Genomic DNA, 16,070 nt, shown 5'->3' on the forward strand with positions numbered 1-16,070 from the left:
ATTGTATGTGAAATGTTAAAAAAAACAGCGTAATCATTACTTTTGTTAAAGAAAAAAGGCGATTGTGCCATTTCGTTGTCATAGGACACGGATTGACTGTGTAGTGTAGAATTATATAATAAAAGAAGCATATCTTTGTTATTCGACAGAACAAGGTGGAGGTGGAAGCATTGGGAAGTTGAAATTGCATATGAACGGCAGAATGGCTAATATCCTACATTTTCGAAGGAGGTGGACCTATTTGCCGAAGAATGACGGCGAATAGGATGAAAATTTGAGTGACCCCTTACCGAGTATTTTAAATTTAGTATTAATTGGTTTACTTGTATTGATGAATGGTTTCTTTGTGTCGGCGGAATTCGCGATGGTGAAAGTTCGTGGAAGCCGGATTGAGACTTTGGTGGAAACAGGCAACAAAAATGCAATATATGCTTCCAATATCATACGTAATATGGATGCATATCTATCAGCTTGCCAATTAGGTATAACGCTCGCTTCACTGGGACTTGGATGGTTGGGAGAACCCGCAATTGCACACTTGTTAGAGCCCATGTTTACCGCATTTGGACTAGGACCCGTCTACGTTCATGGAATCTCTATTGCCATTGCATTTGTAATTATTACAATCCTGCATATTGTACTGGGGGAACTAGCTCCCAAGACGATGGCGATTCGAAAGTCTGAAACGATCACGCTGTGGTCTGCAGCCTTGCTAACGTTCTTCTACAAGTTAATGTATCCATTCATATGGGCACTGAACGGTATGGCTAATGGCTTGTTGAGACTTTTCCGAATGGCACCCGCTTCCGAGATGGACGACGCGCATAGTGAAGATGAATTACGTATTCTCATGAAAGAAAGCAATAAGAGCGGTTTAATTGATAATACTGAATTAGCACTTGTTGATAATATATTTGATTTTACGGATACAACCGCCCGTGAAATTATGATTCCGCGGACGGAAATGATCTGTCTGAATGCCAATCAGTCCATGCTGGAAAATCTGGAGATTGCCAGTGAGAGTATGCGAACAAGGTATCCGGTATATAACGGAGACAAGGATCATATTATCGGCTTTATTCACATTAAGGATCTGATGCGATCCCAACTTACGGATACCATCTCCGTGATCCGGCCTATCCTGGCTGTGCCAGATACCACCCTGATCAGTGATCTGCTTAAGCGTATGCAGCGTAGCAAAACGCAGATTGCGATTCTGATTGATGAATACGGGGGAACCTCCGGGCTTGTCACACTTGAAGATATCATGGAAGAGATCGTAGGCGAGATTCAGGATGAATTCGACCAGGAGCGTCCTGCCATTGAGCAAGTGGATGAGATGGAATACTCCATTGATGGCATGATGCTGATTGAAGAAGTCAGTGAACGATTCGGACTGGAGATGGACCGTGCCGATTACGATACCATCGGAGGTTGGCTATACTCCAGAGTGGATGCCATTCCACCTGAGGTCGGTCAATCGGTTGAGTATGGAGGTTATGTATTTGTCATTCAAGAGACAGAGCATAAGCGGATTTCCCGAGTGAATGTGATTAAGCTGGAACTGTTGGTTGAAGAAGAAGGCGCTTAGCCAGATCGAAATTCGAACAAATGAAGCTGTATGGTGACGAATGGTCATCGTACGGCTTCTTTGCATGCTCATGATTCCTGGGGTGTGAACAACAATACTTACATTACTGAATACATACGGGATGGAATAATTTAGGTTTCACCATATTTGAAAATGTATAAAAAAACAAAAGACGCTGCCGACATAGAATCGGAGCGTCTAATTTTTTTGAAACCTGTCACCTGATTCGTCCGTTTATACCCTTACACAAAATGAAGTATAGAAGCGGAGGATGGATCAATATGCGGAAGATGAATAATAAGAGTGCAGTATCTATACTAAAAATAACCCTTGTTGCCTTGTTCATGGTGCCAACACTTCTGGTTATTCCTACGTCTGAACCAGCCGTTGCAAGCCCGATTATGAAGGTGTCCTCTGGTGCACTTACAGCTCCACCGCCGCCAGAACCATCCATCCATTCGCTCGCTAACACTCGCGAACGGGGACATATCTATCAAGCGGTCGGTGCAGTCATCCCTGGTGGAGGACTGTCGGCCATCGTGAATACCAAGACTACGACCTATACAGCAATGAAGACACTTTCCGTAGATTATCGGCTTGAGCGTTGGACAGGAACAGCATGGGTGACTTTCAAAGCTGGTTCCAACAATGAAATGAATACAAACTTACTCAATGCCTCATCGGATTGGACCGTTATGCCAGGATATTATTATCGCGTTACCAGTATTCATACAGCGTATGATGGAAGTACTACGGATACAAGCAAACATGTCTCTGGCACCGTGTTGTTTTGATATTATCGGCGGGTACTGCCAGGAAACTTCTGCTCTTGAAAATCGTTGGCAATCGCAGTCATTTCTTCTTCTGAAAGGGTGCCAAACAGACTCATATTGTTCGAGCCCATCATCCACTGAAAGGAGTTATAGGGTGGGCCGATATACATTAGTGCTTCCGTACCGTCTGCCAGCTTAACGGTGCTCATATCACGAAGCATGGCCCCTTCAATTTTCTCCCCAGGCATGACATAAACATAATCAAACTGGATAATCTCATCTTCTATGCTCTTGCCTTCACTGGTATATTGAACTCTCATTTGGGTGGACTCATAATAATCGTCTGGATTCACAGGGTTTTCTGTATCAAGCACAAGTTCGAATTTGACCTTATTGAATCGCTCCGGAATGGCCTTGGATAACAGAAAGTCACCCATGAACCCTTCACGTGCAATCTCTTCCGTAACAAGCACTGGACGAAGCACGTGGCGAGATAACTCATACGAAGGTGTATTAAGAGCCTCTTCTTCTTGTACTCTAAGAATATCTTCCAATGATGTTTCCGGTGGTGGAGGCGTTTTGGCGGTTGACGGATCAGCCCCCAGATGAGTCGTGCGATCTTCGATGATAATGGATTTCATGCCGTTGCCCCAATCCTTGATGGATTGCACGAATGGGGATACCGCTTGTGTACCGGACGGCAGGCTGAAAATAACCGCCCCAATGGTCACCGATGCAGCTACGACAACTGAAAGTCGTAAGGTACGTATTCTTTTTTTACGTAAACCGATTCTGTTAATTTCCCGTTGTACCTTCTGCCAGGATTGCTTCATGGATTCGGTATGGGAGGCGGAAGGGGCAGAGACAGCTTGATGGAAAGCCTCATCAAAAGCCATTTCAAACGCAGCGTCGAAATATTCGTCTTCTAGCTCGGAATCGAATTGCTCCACATGCTTATCGGACTTGCCTTTGCTCAATGCTTCCACCCCATTCCTTATGTAATTTCTTCTTGATACTGCCGCGGGCTCTGAACAAGCGTTGCTTCACAATCTCTTCGGAGGTATCCAGCAGTTCGGCCATCTCTCGGTAGGAGAGACCTTTTTTCCACCGTAACTCCACTAGTACACGGTATTCCGGTTTGAGCTGTCCGAGATAATATTCAATGGACTCTTCCATCATCTGCGTTTCTACCATACTTTCCACGGAAGCTGCTGTCTGATTCATCGTCTCCATATCTATAAAAACACTATCCGTATCCAATTGGTTACGGTTATTTTTATTTTTTCTCAGATAATTAATAGCGGTGTTCCGTGTGACGACCTTGAGCCAGGCTTTCAGTTTGACCTCGTCTTCGAAAATGGGTTTGTTTTTAATAATTTTGATAAAAGCTTCCTGAATAATATCTTCTGCTGCAGCACGCTCCTTGATGATATAAACGATAAGACCATGTACCATATTATAATATTCATAATACACTTCTTCCTGAAGTGCAGAGCCTAAATTATGGAAATCTGAGGCGAGTAGTAACTGGAGCCGATTGGCCATGATGTTCTCCTTTCTGGTGAACAATCCACAAACATTGGTATCATTACATTTTACAACATAATATGGAAACGATACAATGGGAGGTTGGTCCGAGAAAAACCAGAAGAAGAGAGCATGTGCAGCCTCCGGACAGTTTGCTGAAAATTAATAAAAAGGCTGTCTTGCAACCATGACCACATGGTTGCAAGACAGCCTTATGCCCGAAAAGTGAGAATATTTCTTCCGAGCACTTTTCCGTAATCAGTTAAAATGCCCAGTCTCCCTTAAGGAAGATGGCTTCACGTTCACCGTTTGCCGTAATACCGTAGATGTCCGTCTCGGGCGAGCCCATCATGAAGTCCACATGGGTGATACTGCTGTTCATGCCACGGGCTGCAAGCTCTTCAGGAGACATCGTTTTGCCACCTTCGATATTGAATGCATAGGAACTGCCAATCGCAAGGTGGCAGGACGCATTCTCATCATACAATGTCGTGTAATACAGGATGCCACTCTCAGAGATCGGTGAATGAAAGGGAACCAAAGCGACTTCGCCGAGGTAATGAGAGCCTTCATCCATCGAAATGAGTCTTTCCAGTGTGTCCTGACCTTCTTCAGCATGAAAATCAACGATGCGTCCGTTCTCGAATGTGAGTGAAAAACGATCAATGATACTGCCACCGTAGCTGAGTGGTTTGGTGCTGGACACCGTACCATTAACGCCATGCTTGGATGGAGCGGTGAATACTTCCTCTGTCGGGATATTGGCAACAAAAGGGATGCCTTGCTCATTTACGCTACCCGCCTGCGCCCAAATATGGCCTTCTGGAAGCTCGACTGTAAGATCCGTCCCGGGGGAGAGGAAATGAAGTGCTTGATACTTTTTGTTATTGAGTGCCACAGCCTTGGTTTCCAGTCGTTCAATATGCTCTTCCCAGGCCGCTACAGGGTCCTCCAGGTCGGCTCTCACCGCAGCAAAAATGGCTTCCCACAGCTGGTTAACCTGCTCCGTTGCCGGGAGATCCGGGAATACTTTGGCTGCCCAAGCGGGAGAAGGACAAGCCACACCCGTCCAGCTCATTTTATCCGCCTGTTGATACTGTCGGTACTTGGCCATCGCCTGACCAAATGTACGCTGATGGGCCGAGATCCGCGCAGGATCAATACCTTTCATCAGATCCGGGCTGGATGACAATACGGTCAGGAAGGCTGCATTATTGGCCGCCAGTTCTTCAAGCTCCGCTGCATGCCACTTCGGCGGCTCTTGGAAGGATTCCTCTGGGGCCATCTCAAACCGCAATCGATTCACCGTTTCATCACCGTATTTTACAATAACCTGCTTGGCACCGGCCTCGTATCCCTTACGCACAAGCAAGCGTACGAATTCAGCGGTATCAATCATCGCACTAATGACAAATACTTGCCCGGGCTGCACGTTGGCACCTACTCTTACAGCCAGTTCAGCGTAACGATCCAGTTTTTGTTCAAAACTTAACATATGAGTTCCCTCCAATTGTTGAATTAGTGACCTGTTGACGCAGGAAAAGAGAGGAGTGATCTCCTCTCTCCTAATACATCAAAGCGATTAAACAGCCCAGTTTCCTTGCAGGAAGATCGGCTCTTCCGCACCTTCGGAGGTTACACCGTGGATGTTCATTTCTCCAGATCCAATCATGAAGTCCACATGAGTGAGACTGGAGTTCATGCCACGTTCAATCAACTCTTCTTTGGACATCGTTTTACCACCTTCCAGACAGAAGGCATAGGCATTACCGATCGCCAAATGATTGGACGCATTCTCATCAAACAACGTATTGTAGAACAGAATATTCGTATCCGAAATCGGTGACTGATGAGGAACAAGAGCAACTTCACCCAGATAGTGTGCGCCTTCATCCATCTCGATAAGGTTTTTCAGTGCATCCAGTCCCTGCTCAGCGGTATAATCTACAATTCGACCATTCTCAAATGTCAGGGAGAATCCGTCAATCAGATTACCGCCGTAGCTCAGTGGTTTCGTGCTGCGAACGGTACCGTTAACACCGGTTTTCAGGGGAGCTGTGAATACTTCTTCGGTAGGCATATTGGCAATAAAGACATGTCCTTGCTCATTCACACTTCCACCGGATACCCAGATATGACCTTCTGGAAGTTCAATGGTCAAGTCTGTGCCTGGCGCTGTATAGTGAAGCTTCTTGTATTTTTTGTTGTTCAGCAGGTCAGCGCGGGAATCGAGATTTTGCAAATGGGTTTTCCATTCGGCAACAGCATCCTGTTCACCGATCCGTACGGTTTTGAAAATAACATCCCACAAGTGGTCCACTTGCTGTGCTTCCGGCAGGTCCGGGAATACTTTAGCTGCCCATTCCGGAGAAGGAACGGCTACAATAGACCAGCTGAATTTGTCAGCCATCTGATATGAACGATATTTTTCGAGCGCTTTACCGCGCACTTTTTGACTCGTAATAATGCGTTCCTGAGCTACACCGTTCAGCAGATCCGGGTTCTCAGCGATGACGTGCAGTACAGCTGCTCCTTCTTCAACGAGTTCAGTCATTTCAGCTGCAAACCATTTCGGTTCAATGGAGAAGGCTTCATCAGGTGCAAGATCGTAATGTAGACGCGTAACCGTTTCGTCGCTCCAGTTTACTTTAACCAATTTGGCACCTTTACCGTAAGCAGCTTTGACAATCAGTCGTACAAAATGTGCTGCCGAGATTGGTGCATTAACCACAAGCGTCTGCCCAGGATGGATATTGACACCGACTTGTACAGCCAGTTCAGCATATTGCTGCAGATTTGTTTCGAAAGTATTCATGCTATTTTTTCCTCCAATGTGATAATAATATCGTAGCTTGTTGGCTATTATAGATGTTGGTCAAACACGTATTATAGTCCTCATTACAACTATGTAAGGACTCAAATGGTTCCTTCATGGAATAAGGTATACGCTGCTACGTTATATATTGTACAATTAACCAATAATAATTACCAAACTAGGTTTACCAGAAATGTTGGAGACCGACTGTAGATGAAAGATTAAAGGAGAGAATGATTGTGAATATTGAAATTATCCGTGCTGAAATGCGCCGTGAAGATGAAAAAAGTTTCGTAGGGAATACCGTTTTCCGTACAGAAGGTGAAAAGTCAGTATATGAGATTACCTTCATGAGCAAGAACGGAAAAGATTGGGACTACAGTTTGCATTTCACGGAGCAATCCGGTGATGAAGAAGAGTTATTGCGTATGGACGAGTTACTGGAGAATGATGATGATCTGTACAATCAATTGCTCGATGCTGCTTTGGAGGCATATCCGGCTTAACTGGCCGAGATGTTCTTGTTCTATTGTGTCGTGTCGATGACTATACTAGACGGTGTATGCCCGAAACAGGGTGTATACCGTCTATTTTATTGGAAATGTTGAATAGATGATCCAGAAAAGGGAAGTCTACGAGATGAATGGAACCAGAGAAATAATCCGCCAAATGGGAGGTAACCGTGAATGGCATCTGACAATCTGATTACAGAAGGGTTGACGGGACTTGAAGAAGTCGCGCCCGATATTCTCAGTTTACGTACACTATTCGTTAATGTCGTGTTCATCGGAGAGCCAGGAAGCAGGAACTGGGTCCTCGTGGACACCGGAATGGCGAGGTTCACAGATCATATTGTTCAGATTGCAACAGAACGATTTCAAGGTCCGCCGTCTGCGATCATTTTGACACACGGTCACTTCGACCATGTAGGAACCGTTATTGAACTGGAACAATTCTGGGGTGTGCCCGTGTATGCTCATCCGCTTGAAATCCCGTATTTAACGGGATTGAAAGATTACCCACCAGCGGACCCTTCTGTAGGTGGAGGTTTAATGTCCAGGTTGTCATTCGCGTATCCCAATGAGGCAATCAATCTGGATGATCGGATATTCAGTCTACCCAAAGATCACACTGTTCCAGGCTTAGCAGGATGGGAGTGGGTGCACACGCCAGGTCATACACCTGGACATGTGTCACTGTTTCGTGAAGCGGATCGTCTGTTAATTGCGGGAGACGCAATCATTACAGTGAAGCAGGAATCGCTGTGGAGTGTGTTGCTTCAGGACAAACAGTTGCATGGCCCGCCTTCCTATTTTACAACCGATTGGCAGGCTGCTCATCAATCGGTCCAGCATATAAGGCATCTGGAGCCGAAACTTGCGATTACCGGGCATGGGCATGCCTTGAGCGGAGATATGCTGAGAGAATCCCTGAAGAGGCTTGATATGGACTTTGAAGAAAGCACTGTGCCGGATCACGGCAAATATGTGGATTAATTCAACGAACATATGAAAGTATGCAGAGACAGCCGCAGGGGATTGCAGCTGTCTTTTTCCTGTCTTTTTTGTTTTTCTATCATGAATTTGTTCTCTTTCATAGATTGGTATTTTGTGCTCGGGCATGATATAGTCGAGCCGTATAATATAACCTTAGTATGCAGGAGGTACATATAACGATGACACAACAAAATGCAGCATTTGAAGAACAATTTGGAGGGATACCGGCCATTTGGCTTCGTTTTAATCAGTTTGAAGCGGCTGTTATTCCAAGCGTGGGTGCCAACCTCGTTGCTTTCCGTGATACAGAAAAGGGTTTCCGTTACTTAAGAGAGCCGAATCAGGATCAGATGGATGAGTTTATGGCTGCACCAGCGGTCTATGGAATTCCGATTCTATCTCCGCCGAATCGTTATGAGGATGGACGTTTCCCTTGGAATGGTCAAGTCTATCAGTTGCCTGTGAACGAACCGGCTACAGGTAACCATTTACATGGATTTTTGCATGATGCCGAGTGGAAGGTTGAGGGGTACGGTTCTGACCAGTTGGAGAGCTATGTACTGCTTAGCCAGGACGTGAAAGAAGGACATACATTCCATCAGTACCTGCCGTTTACGTTCACAGTGACGCTTCGTTACTCTTTGAGCAGCCTAGGACTTCAGCAGCAATTGATCGTCCGTAACACCGGAAAGGAAATCATGCCTAATTTGTTTGCATTCCACACGGCAATTGCAGTACCATTTGCACCGGACAGTCAATCCTCGGATTACACGGCCAAAGTTACGATTGGACAACGACGTGAATTGAATGAGCGTTCTCTGCCAACAGGACAATTTCAACCGCTTACACCTGAGGAAGAACAATTGAAGAAAGACGGAGTTAGTCCGTTCTTTGCTGCCATGGATAATCATTATACTGCAGAACCGCAGAATGGTCGTAACTATATGGAACTTACGGATCACCGTACTGGAGACAAACTGGTCTATGATGTGGGTACTTCCTACAAGCACTGGATGATCTGGAATAATAACATGGGTGGCGAATTCTTCTGTCCTGAACCACAGATGAACCTGGTTAACGCTCCTAATGTTGAAGGCATCCCTGCAGAAGAAATCGGATTGATCGGTCTGGCACCAGGCGAACTATTCGAACAAAGCAGCCGACTGTATCCAATTGCGGCACAAAATAATTGATATTCGTTTTGCGCTACGCTTACAATTTTGTCGAAAAGGTGAAAACCTGCTCGTAAATCATGTATAATATGACGAGATACACACGCTTTGTAGAGACCCAAACCATCTTTTTGGAGGAGGACAAGCAAGTGGAATACCGCATTGAGAGAGATACGTTAGGCGAAATGAAAGTACCAGCCGACAGGCTGTGGGGAGCTCAGACGCAGCGCAGCAAGGAGAATTTCCCGATTGGCAGCGAACATATGCCGATGGAAGTTATCCGTGCCCTTGCCATTTTGAAAAAAAGTGCTGCGGCCAGTAACCATAAATTAGGTAAATTATCTGCCGCTAAGTCCGATGCCATCGCTTATGCAGCAGACGAGATTATTGCAGGTCGTATCGATGACCATTTCCCACTGGTCGTGTGGCAGACTGGTAGCGGAACGCAATCCAATATGAACGTGAACGAAGTGATTGCCAATCTGGGGAACCAACTGCTGGAGCAAAAGGGAAAAGAAGAGCGTCTGCATCCAAATGATGACGTGAACATGTCCCAGAGCTCCAACGATACATTCCCAACGGCTCTGCATGTCGCAGGTGTTCTGGCTGTTGAGGATCAACTCTTGCCGGCCATTGCGGTATTAAAAGCGACTTTTGCAGACAAGTCGGAGGCATTCAAGGATATTATCAAGATTGGACGTACTCACCTTCAGGACGCAACACCAATTACGCTTGGCCAGGAGATCAGTGGTTGGGAAGCCATGCTGGGCAAGAGTGAGCGTATGATCCGTGAAAGTGTACAGTACCTGAAGGAGCTTGCGATCGGCGGTACAGCTGTCGGAACGGGCATCAATGCTCATCCGGACTTTGGGGACTTCACTGCCAAGGAGATTGGTAAACATACGGGGAAAGATTTTGTATCTGCACCAAACAAATTCCACGCCCTTACAAGTCATGATGAAGTTGTATATGCGCACGGTGCCGTTAAAGCGCTTGCAGCTGATTTGATGAAAATTGCCAATGATGTTCGCTGGTTGGCCAGTGGCCCCCGCAGTGGATTGGGCGAGATCCGTATTCCTGAGAATGAGCCAGGCAGTTCCATTATGCCGGGTAAAGTCAACCCAACTCAAAGCGAGGCCATCACTATGGTGGTTACGCAGGTCATGGGTAATGATGCAGCGATTGGTTTCGCGGCAAGTCAGGGTAATTTTGAACTGAATGTATTCAAACCGGTTATCATCTATAACTTCTTGCAATCCGTGCAACTGCTGGCGGACTCCATTATTGCGTTTAATGACAAGTGTGCCGTAGGCATTGAGCCTAACCTGGATCAGATTGAACATAATCTGAACAATTCGCTCATGCTGGTTACAGCGCTCAACCCGCATATTGGATATGAGAATGCAGCCAAAATTGCGAAGCTTGCGCATAAAGAAGGCTTGTCTTTGAAACAGGCGACGTTACAAACAGGCCTGCTTACCGAAGAGCAATTTGATCAATATGTCGATCCAGCCAAAATGATCGCTCCAAAGGCCTAAAATCAGACCAAATGAACAATATAGATCAATGAAGAGGGCGACCTGCACAAGCAGGTCGTTTTTCTTATGCTTATCGATGAACTTAAAGCTTGTCAGACTATACGTATCCATATAAACTACATATGCACCAGTTTTCATTTAATAGAATGGGATTCGTATATATTTGGAGGTTTCCGCGTTGTCAAAAACGAGAAGATTTACGATACGCTCCAAAATTTTATTGGGCTATCTTGTGGTTGTGCTTTTGTTTGGAGCTGTTCTGCTAGTGCTTACGGCCCAAATTAATGTACTACAGAAGGAAAATGATTTTATCTCTCATCATGATCTGGAAGTACATAATCTGACCAACGCGATTGAAAAAAATGTCTTGAACATGGAGACAGGACAGCGTGGATTCATGATTACAGGCAATGAGAGTTACTTGGAACCTTATTCTCAAGGTCTATCCCAGTGGAGTTCCAACTATGATCAGTTGAATGCTCTCATTAGTGACAATCCTTCGCAGCAGCAGAGTCTGCAAAGCATCAAAACTCATATTACGCGCTGGATTGAGATTGCTGGGGAGCCGTTGGTAAAGTTGAAAAAGCAAGAGGATCAAGCCAAAGTTGTTGCATTCTTTCAAACTGATCCGGGTAAAACTGAAATGGATCTACTACGCTCCCAACTTACTACCTTCCGTAACACAGAGATCGCATTGACTGAGGCAAGGGTAACCGATCTGGCCACACGGAGCTCCACATTGTTGACCATTATGTATACGCTGTGGGGGATTATTGCAGCATTATCGATTGCAGCGGCTCTTGTGATATCCGGAAATATCGTCAAAACGTTGCGAGATGTTATGCAGACCATCAGTGATATCTCCAAAGGTGGGAACCTGAAGCAGCGAATTCAGGTGCGGACACATGATGAAGTGGGGGACCTGGGCCACGAAACCAACAAATTACTGGATGAAGTACAGGAACAGAATCGGGTCAAGGACCAGATTACAGGCATTGCGACACTCTTGCAGAATCCGACCAATCTGGAGGGATTGTCCCGCTTGTTCCTGAGCGAGCTTGGCATGTTGTTTGAAGTTCCCTACAGCGTCTTGTATTACTGGAAAGACAATCGACTGCTGCGTGTGGCTGCATATGCTGCGGATGGAGAGAAAGAACGTTCGCTCGGTAAAGTGTCGCTTGCCCCCGGTGAGGGGCTGGTGGGTCAAAGTGCCGTGGAGAAGCGAGTCTTGCGCATGAATGATCTGCCCCAGAACTATATTCGAATCTCTTCGGGTCTCGGATATACATCTGCCACCTCTCTTACCGTAGTACCGGTCCTCTTCGAAGGCAGAACGATTGCGGTCATCGAGCTTGCTTCAATGAAGCCATTGCAAGAGAATGATATGAAGCTGATGCAAGAACTGACGGACATTTTTGGTGTTTCTTTACACTCGACCGTCACTCGCATGGAATTACAGCAATTATATGATGAGTCACAAGTTCTCAATGAAGAGTTACAGGCACAATCGGAGAAACTTCAGTCTCAGACCGAAGAAATGCTGTCTCAGACAGAGGAACTGCAAATGCAGACCGAAGAGCTTCATATGCTTAATGAACGTCTGGAAATACAGAAGAGCGCTGCTGAGACATCAGCCAATGAACTTGCAGTTGTGGCAGATCAGTTACGAACAAGCTCGGGGTACAAATCCGAATTCCTGGCGAACATGTCCCATGAATTAAGGACACCGCTTAACAGCATGTTGATCCTGTCCGAAATATTGTCTGAGAATAAAAACCAACACTTGAATAGTGAAGAGCAGAACTATGCTTCGGTCATTCACAAGTCAGGCAAGGACCTTTTGAATCTGATCAATGATATTCTTGATCTATCCAAGGTAGAGGCCGGGCAGATGGAAGTGGATTTTGATGATGTCTATCTGAGCAGCCTGCCTGAAGTCATGAATCAGTATTTCCTGAAAACAGCGGAGCAGAAAAAAATAGATTTCCGAATTCAGCTCCAGAGTCCTTTACCGGAAACCATCGTGACTGACGAGATGAGAATGCATCAGATTCTCCGAAATCTGCTCTCAAACGCATTCAAGTTCACCAGTGAGGGTGAAGTTGCCTTAACCATCTCCAGAATGAGTCTGGCTCATCCTGAAGTGAAAGACCAAGAGACCGAAGTGATTGCTTTCTCCGTCAGTGATACAGGGATTGGCATTGCGGAAAACAAACTTTTGCAGATCTTTGATGCATTCAAACAGGCGGATGGAGCTACGGCACGTAAATATGGCGGGACAGGACTTGGTCTGTCGATCTCTCAATCGCTTGCAACTTTGCTGGGGGGTTCAATCTCGGCAACAAGTCGTGAAGGACATGGCAGTGTGTTCACGTTGTTCCTGCCACTGCGAAGAGATGAACCGGAGACCATGAATGCATCGCGGTTGTTCCTGAATGAGGTGGCAAGCACTACACCTGAGATTAATAAGCTCCCTTCAATGACTTCCGAACCATCTGATGTTTTATTGACACCTCTGGAGGAATCTTTGCTCAGCGGTCGTCAAGTGCTTGTTGTTGATGATGATATTCGAAATGTATATGCGCTAGCTAACGCTCTTGAGCAGTACGGCATGAATGTCATTTCAGCTCAGAATGGCTATGAATGTCTGGAATTGTTGGAGCGTGGAGGCGTCAAGCCTGATATTATTATGATGGACATTATGATGCCGGAACTGGATGGTTATGAGACGACTCGCCAGATCCGTGAACGGCTTGGCATGACTCAGCTTCCGATTATTGCACTCACAGCCAAGGCCATGAAAGAGGATCGGGAGAAATGTATTGCAGCAGGTGCTTCAGACTATCTCAGCAAACCGCTGAATGTCAAAGATGTATTATCCCGTATGAAATTATGGATGAATCACGAAACCATGGAAATCTGATCGTAGTTGAACTAAAAGTTATTTACACTGACACTACGATGACAGAACAACCCTCCAATCGCTGTTATCCCCAGATTTTTTCGATTCCCTTTTTTAAAGGGGAAAATCCAGGGATAAAGGCGAACGCTTCGCTTTTTCAGGTTTTTTCTGCCCTCTCCGTTATCGTGTAAATGGATTACTTCAACTTATGTGGATCATAATAATTTTAATAAAACCTATGCCGATTACAGCAAAGTGCGCTGTAATTAGGTCATAGGTTTTATTTTTTTGTCGTGTAAGCTTTATTGAATGAATTGATGTTATAATACTTAACAACAAACAAAGTTAAATGGATGAATATAGATGTAATTAGTAATGTAATCCAGAGTTAATTCTGTGGAAACGAAAATAACATGATTTTGTGTTATATATATGGGAGGTAGTGTCCATGCAACTTACGGTTAAAGAGGCTTTACAGGTATACCCGTTGTCCGAGGCCAAACTGGTTGCGGGTGGAGAAGGGACTTCACGGATGATGAAATCCGTTAATGTCATGGACGCTCCTGATATCGCGGATTGGATCAAATCCGGAGAAATGTTGTTCACCACCGCTTTTATTATGAAAGACAGTGAAACAGACGCACTACGTTTGATGCGGCGCTTGAATGAACGTGGCTGCGCAGGACTCGGCATCAAGCTGGGACGCTTCTGGCAGTCCATTCCCCAAGGCATTGTCGAGGAAGCGGATCGACTTCGGTTACCATTGCTGGAGCTTCCTTTTCAATTCACCTTCTCGGACCAGATGAATGCCTTGTTCAAGGCTGAGCATGAACGCAGTAACCGATTGCTGCATGAGGTTGTGCAGAAGCAAAAGAAATTAATGCAGTTTGCTCTGCAACAACAGCCACACCGGAATGTGTTTGCCGAACTTGCTACGGTGTTGAACTATCCGCTTGCCGTCATTGGTTCACGTGGGCATGTGCTCTATGGCAGTGAAGGCATTGCAGGGGATGCTGTAACCCAGGGCTGGCCATGGAAATCCGTCATGCACCGAGTGAAATGGAATCAGGGAAGTTGTCATCGCGTACCGATCAAGCAAAATGATGAAGAATACGGATCGTTGCTGGTGTTTACCGATTCAGCCTTATCGCTTCGGGCAGAGGAGGAGCTGTTCCAACAGGCTGCTGATGTACTGGCATTTTATATGGATATGACTTATCGTGAGCATATTAATCCAACCGTTCAAGATGAGATGCGTACACTACTTTCACAGTATCTGGATAACAAAATGACCATTCAGGAATTGACCACCTTGAGTGAAAACAAAGGTGTACATCTGTTCCAGGGAACGTATCAGTGCGTACTGATTACGCTTGAGCCGACTCTCTTCGCCGAGGGAAAGCTGCTTAAACAGATTCATCGTGAATTACAATACAATCCGCTGATGCAATTCACGGCCTCACAGCATTTTCAGATCGAGGATGGCATTCTGTCCATCTACACCTGTCCAACAGGGAGAGACTATGGAGAGGAACTGTCAGGTTTTCTGTTGAACCGGTTCGGTGATGTGCTGGCAGCACAAGAAGCAAAAGGGGCACCGGCTCCACGTTTCTGGATCAGCAAAATGAAACACGAACCCAAATCGCTCCGTGAAGCGTATCAGGAATGTCTGGATACCCGACAACTGGCTCGTCGATTCGGCATGAAAGACCGTGCGTTGCAATTTGAAATGCTCGAATTTGCCTATGTGTTCCAACATGTACCGGATAACATCATGGAGAATTACTGCAATAAAGTACTTGAACCGTTACTTGCCAGAGACGGTGATCCCAATCAGGTATTAATGAATACATTGGAGTCCTTTATTGAGAATGATGGACTGATCAATGAAGCTGCCAAGCAGCTGTTTGTGCATCGCAACACGGTCACCTATCGTATGGAGAAAGTCGGCAGCTTGCTGCAAATGGACTTTAAGAAGACGAATGATCTGCTGAAATTAAAGCTGGTATTCACCTTCCGCAAGTTTGTGCGGGACAAAGCAGCTGCAAGACCGCATAATGTGCAACTCTAACCGCGCATTGTGCAAGATGACAATGCTACTGGGTCTTAGACCCATGAACCGCATTCCCTTGATGGAGTGCGGTTTTTTCATGTTTAAGGACAATAAAAGCTGAACTTCCCGTGCACAGCAAACAAATCGAAACTCTGATGTTATGTTATATTACAAAATTGCGTAAATATTGTTGTCGCGACATT

The 16,070-nt window shown here is 45.6% G+C and carries 12 protein-coding genes; 8 read left to right on the plus strand and 4 right to left on the minus strand.

Features of this window, described 5'->3' with window-relative positions; translation table 11 throughout:
* The first annotated feature begins 274 nt into the window (after positions 1 to 274).
* Together ACX9NY_RS06480 and ACX9NY_RS06485 are read left to right on the plus strand one after the other, a co-directional pair.
* Complete coding sequence (locus tag ACX9NY_RS06480) at positions 275 to 1,591, plus strand: hemolysin family protein (RefSeq protein ID WP_339234336.1); 1,317 nt, start codon at positions 275 to 277, stop codon at positions 1,589 to 1,591.
* Between the two features lie 281 nt (positions 1,592 to 1,872).
* Positions 1,873 to 2,385, plus strand: a complete 513-nt coding sequence (locus tag ACX9NY_RS06485; protein ID WP_339234334.1) for a hypothetical protein — start codon at positions 1,873 to 1,875, stop codon at positions 2,383 to 2,385.
* A 2-nt stretch (positions 2,386 to 2,387) separates the two neighbouring features.
* Here the strand turns inward: ACX9NY_RS06485 and ACX9NY_RS06490 are convergent, their stop codons facing one another.
* From ACX9NY_RS06490 to ACX9NY_RS06505, 4 genes are all read right to left on the minus strand, one after another.
* Positions 2,388 to 3,341, minus strand: coding sequence for a hypothetical protein (locus tag ACX9NY_RS06490; protein WP_472477659.1), 954 nt, complete (start codon positions 3,339 to 3,341; stop codon positions 2,388 to 2,390).
* Positions 3,319 to 3,909: an RNA polymerase sigma factor gene (locus ACX9NY_RS06495; RefSeq protein ID WP_339234332.1), complete on the minus strand. Its 591-nt coding sequence runs from the start codon at positions 3,907 to 3,909 to the stop codon at positions 3,319 to 3,321. Before ACX9NY_RS06495 ends, ACX9NY_RS06490 begins: the two co-directional genes overlap by 23 nt.
* Positions 3,910 to 4,153: 244 nt before the next feature.
* On the minus strand, positions 4,154 to 5,386 hold the full coding sequence (locus tag ACX9NY_RS06500) for an aminopeptidase (RefSeq protein ID WP_472477663.1): 1,233 nt from the start codon (positions 5,384 to 5,386) through the stop codon (positions 4,154 to 4,156).
* An 87-nt stretch (positions 5,387 to 5,473) separates the two neighbouring features.
* On the minus strand, positions 5,474 to 6,706 hold the full coding sequence (locus ACX9NY_RS06505; RefSeq protein ID WP_472477665.1) for an aminopeptidase: 1,233 nt from the start codon (positions 6,704 to 6,706) through the stop codon (positions 5,474 to 5,476).
* Between the two features lie 239 nt (positions 6,707 to 6,945).
* Between ACX9NY_RS06505 and ACX9NY_RS06510 the strand changes: the two genes are divergently transcribed.
* From ACX9NY_RS06510 to ACX9NY_RS06535, 6 genes are all read left to right on the plus strand, one after another.
* Complete coding sequence (locus ACX9NY_RS06510; RefSeq protein WP_278294696.1) at positions 6,946 to 7,212, plus strand: hypothetical protein; 267 nt, start codon at positions 6,946 to 6,948, stop codon at positions 7,210 to 7,212.
* Between the two features lie 180 nt (positions 7,213 to 7,392).
* Entirely contained in the window at positions 7,393 to 8,202 is an 810-nt protein-coding gene (locus ACX9NY_RS06515; protein ID WP_339234325.1) for an MBL fold metallo-hydrolase, read from the plus strand.
* A gap of 179 nt (positions 8,203 to 8,381) precedes the next feature.
* Positions 8,382 to 9,395 (plus strand): aldose epimerase family protein, encoded by a 1,014-nt coding sequence (locus tag ACX9NY_RS06520; protein WP_472477668.1) that lies wholly within the window; start codon positions 8,382 to 8,384, stop codon positions 9,393 to 9,395.
* A 128-nt stretch (positions 9,396 to 9,523) separates the two neighbouring features.
* The gene (fumC, locus tag ACX9NY_RS06525) at positions 9,524 to 10,912 is read left to right on the plus strand and encodes a class II fumarate hydratase (protein ID WP_074095411.1); all 1,389 of its coding nucleotides are present in this window, start codon (positions 9,524 to 9,526) and stop codon (positions 10,910 to 10,912) included.
* Between the two features lie 178 nt (positions 10,913 to 11,090).
* Entirely contained in the window at positions 11,091 to 13,835 is a 2,745-nt protein-coding gene (locus ACX9NY_RS06530) for a CHASE3 domain-containing protein (protein WP_472477670.1), read from the plus strand.
* 427 nt (positions 13,836 to 14,262) lie between these two features.
* Positions 14,263 to 15,885 carry a PucR family transcriptional regulator gene (locus tag ACX9NY_RS06535; protein ID WP_091019529.1) on the plus strand — a complete coding sequence of 541 codons (1,623 nt, stop codon included), beginning with the start codon at positions 14,263 to 14,265 and terminating at the stop codon, positions 15,883 to 15,885.
* The last annotated feature ends 185 nt before the right edge of the window (positions 15,886 to 16,070 follow it).

The sequence above is a fragment of the Paenibacillus sp. CB74 genome, from assembly GCF_055687625.1.

Coding starts and splice junctions, on each gene's coding strand:
- ACX9NY_RS06485 (WP_339234334.1), top strand. CDS start 1,873: ATGCGGAAGATGAATAATAAGAGTGCAGTATCTATACTAAAAATAACC.
- ACX9NY_RS06495 (WP_339234332.1), bottom strand. CDS start 3,909: ATGGCCAATCGGCTCCAGTTACTACTCGCCTCAGATTTCCATAATTTA.
- ACX9NY_RS06500 (WP_472477663.1), bottom strand. CDS start 5,386: ATGTTAAGTTTTGAACAAAAACTGGATCGTTACGCTGAACTGGCTGTA.
- ACX9NY_RS06505 (WP_472477665.1), bottom strand. CDS start 6,706: ATGAATACTTTCGAAACAAATCTGCAGCAATATGCTGAACTGGCTGTA.
- ACX9NY_RS06515 (WP_339234325.1), top strand. CDS start 7,393: ATGGCATCTGACAATCTGATTACAGAAGGGTTGACGGGACTTGAAGAA.
- ACX9NY_RS06520 (WP_472477668.1), top strand. CDS start 8,382: ATGACACAACAAAATGCAGCATTTGAAGAACAATTTGGAGGGATACCG.
- ACX9NY_RS06535 (WP_091019529.1), top strand. CDS start 14,263: ATGCAACTTACGGTTAAAGAGGCTTTACAGGTATACCCGTTGTCCGAG.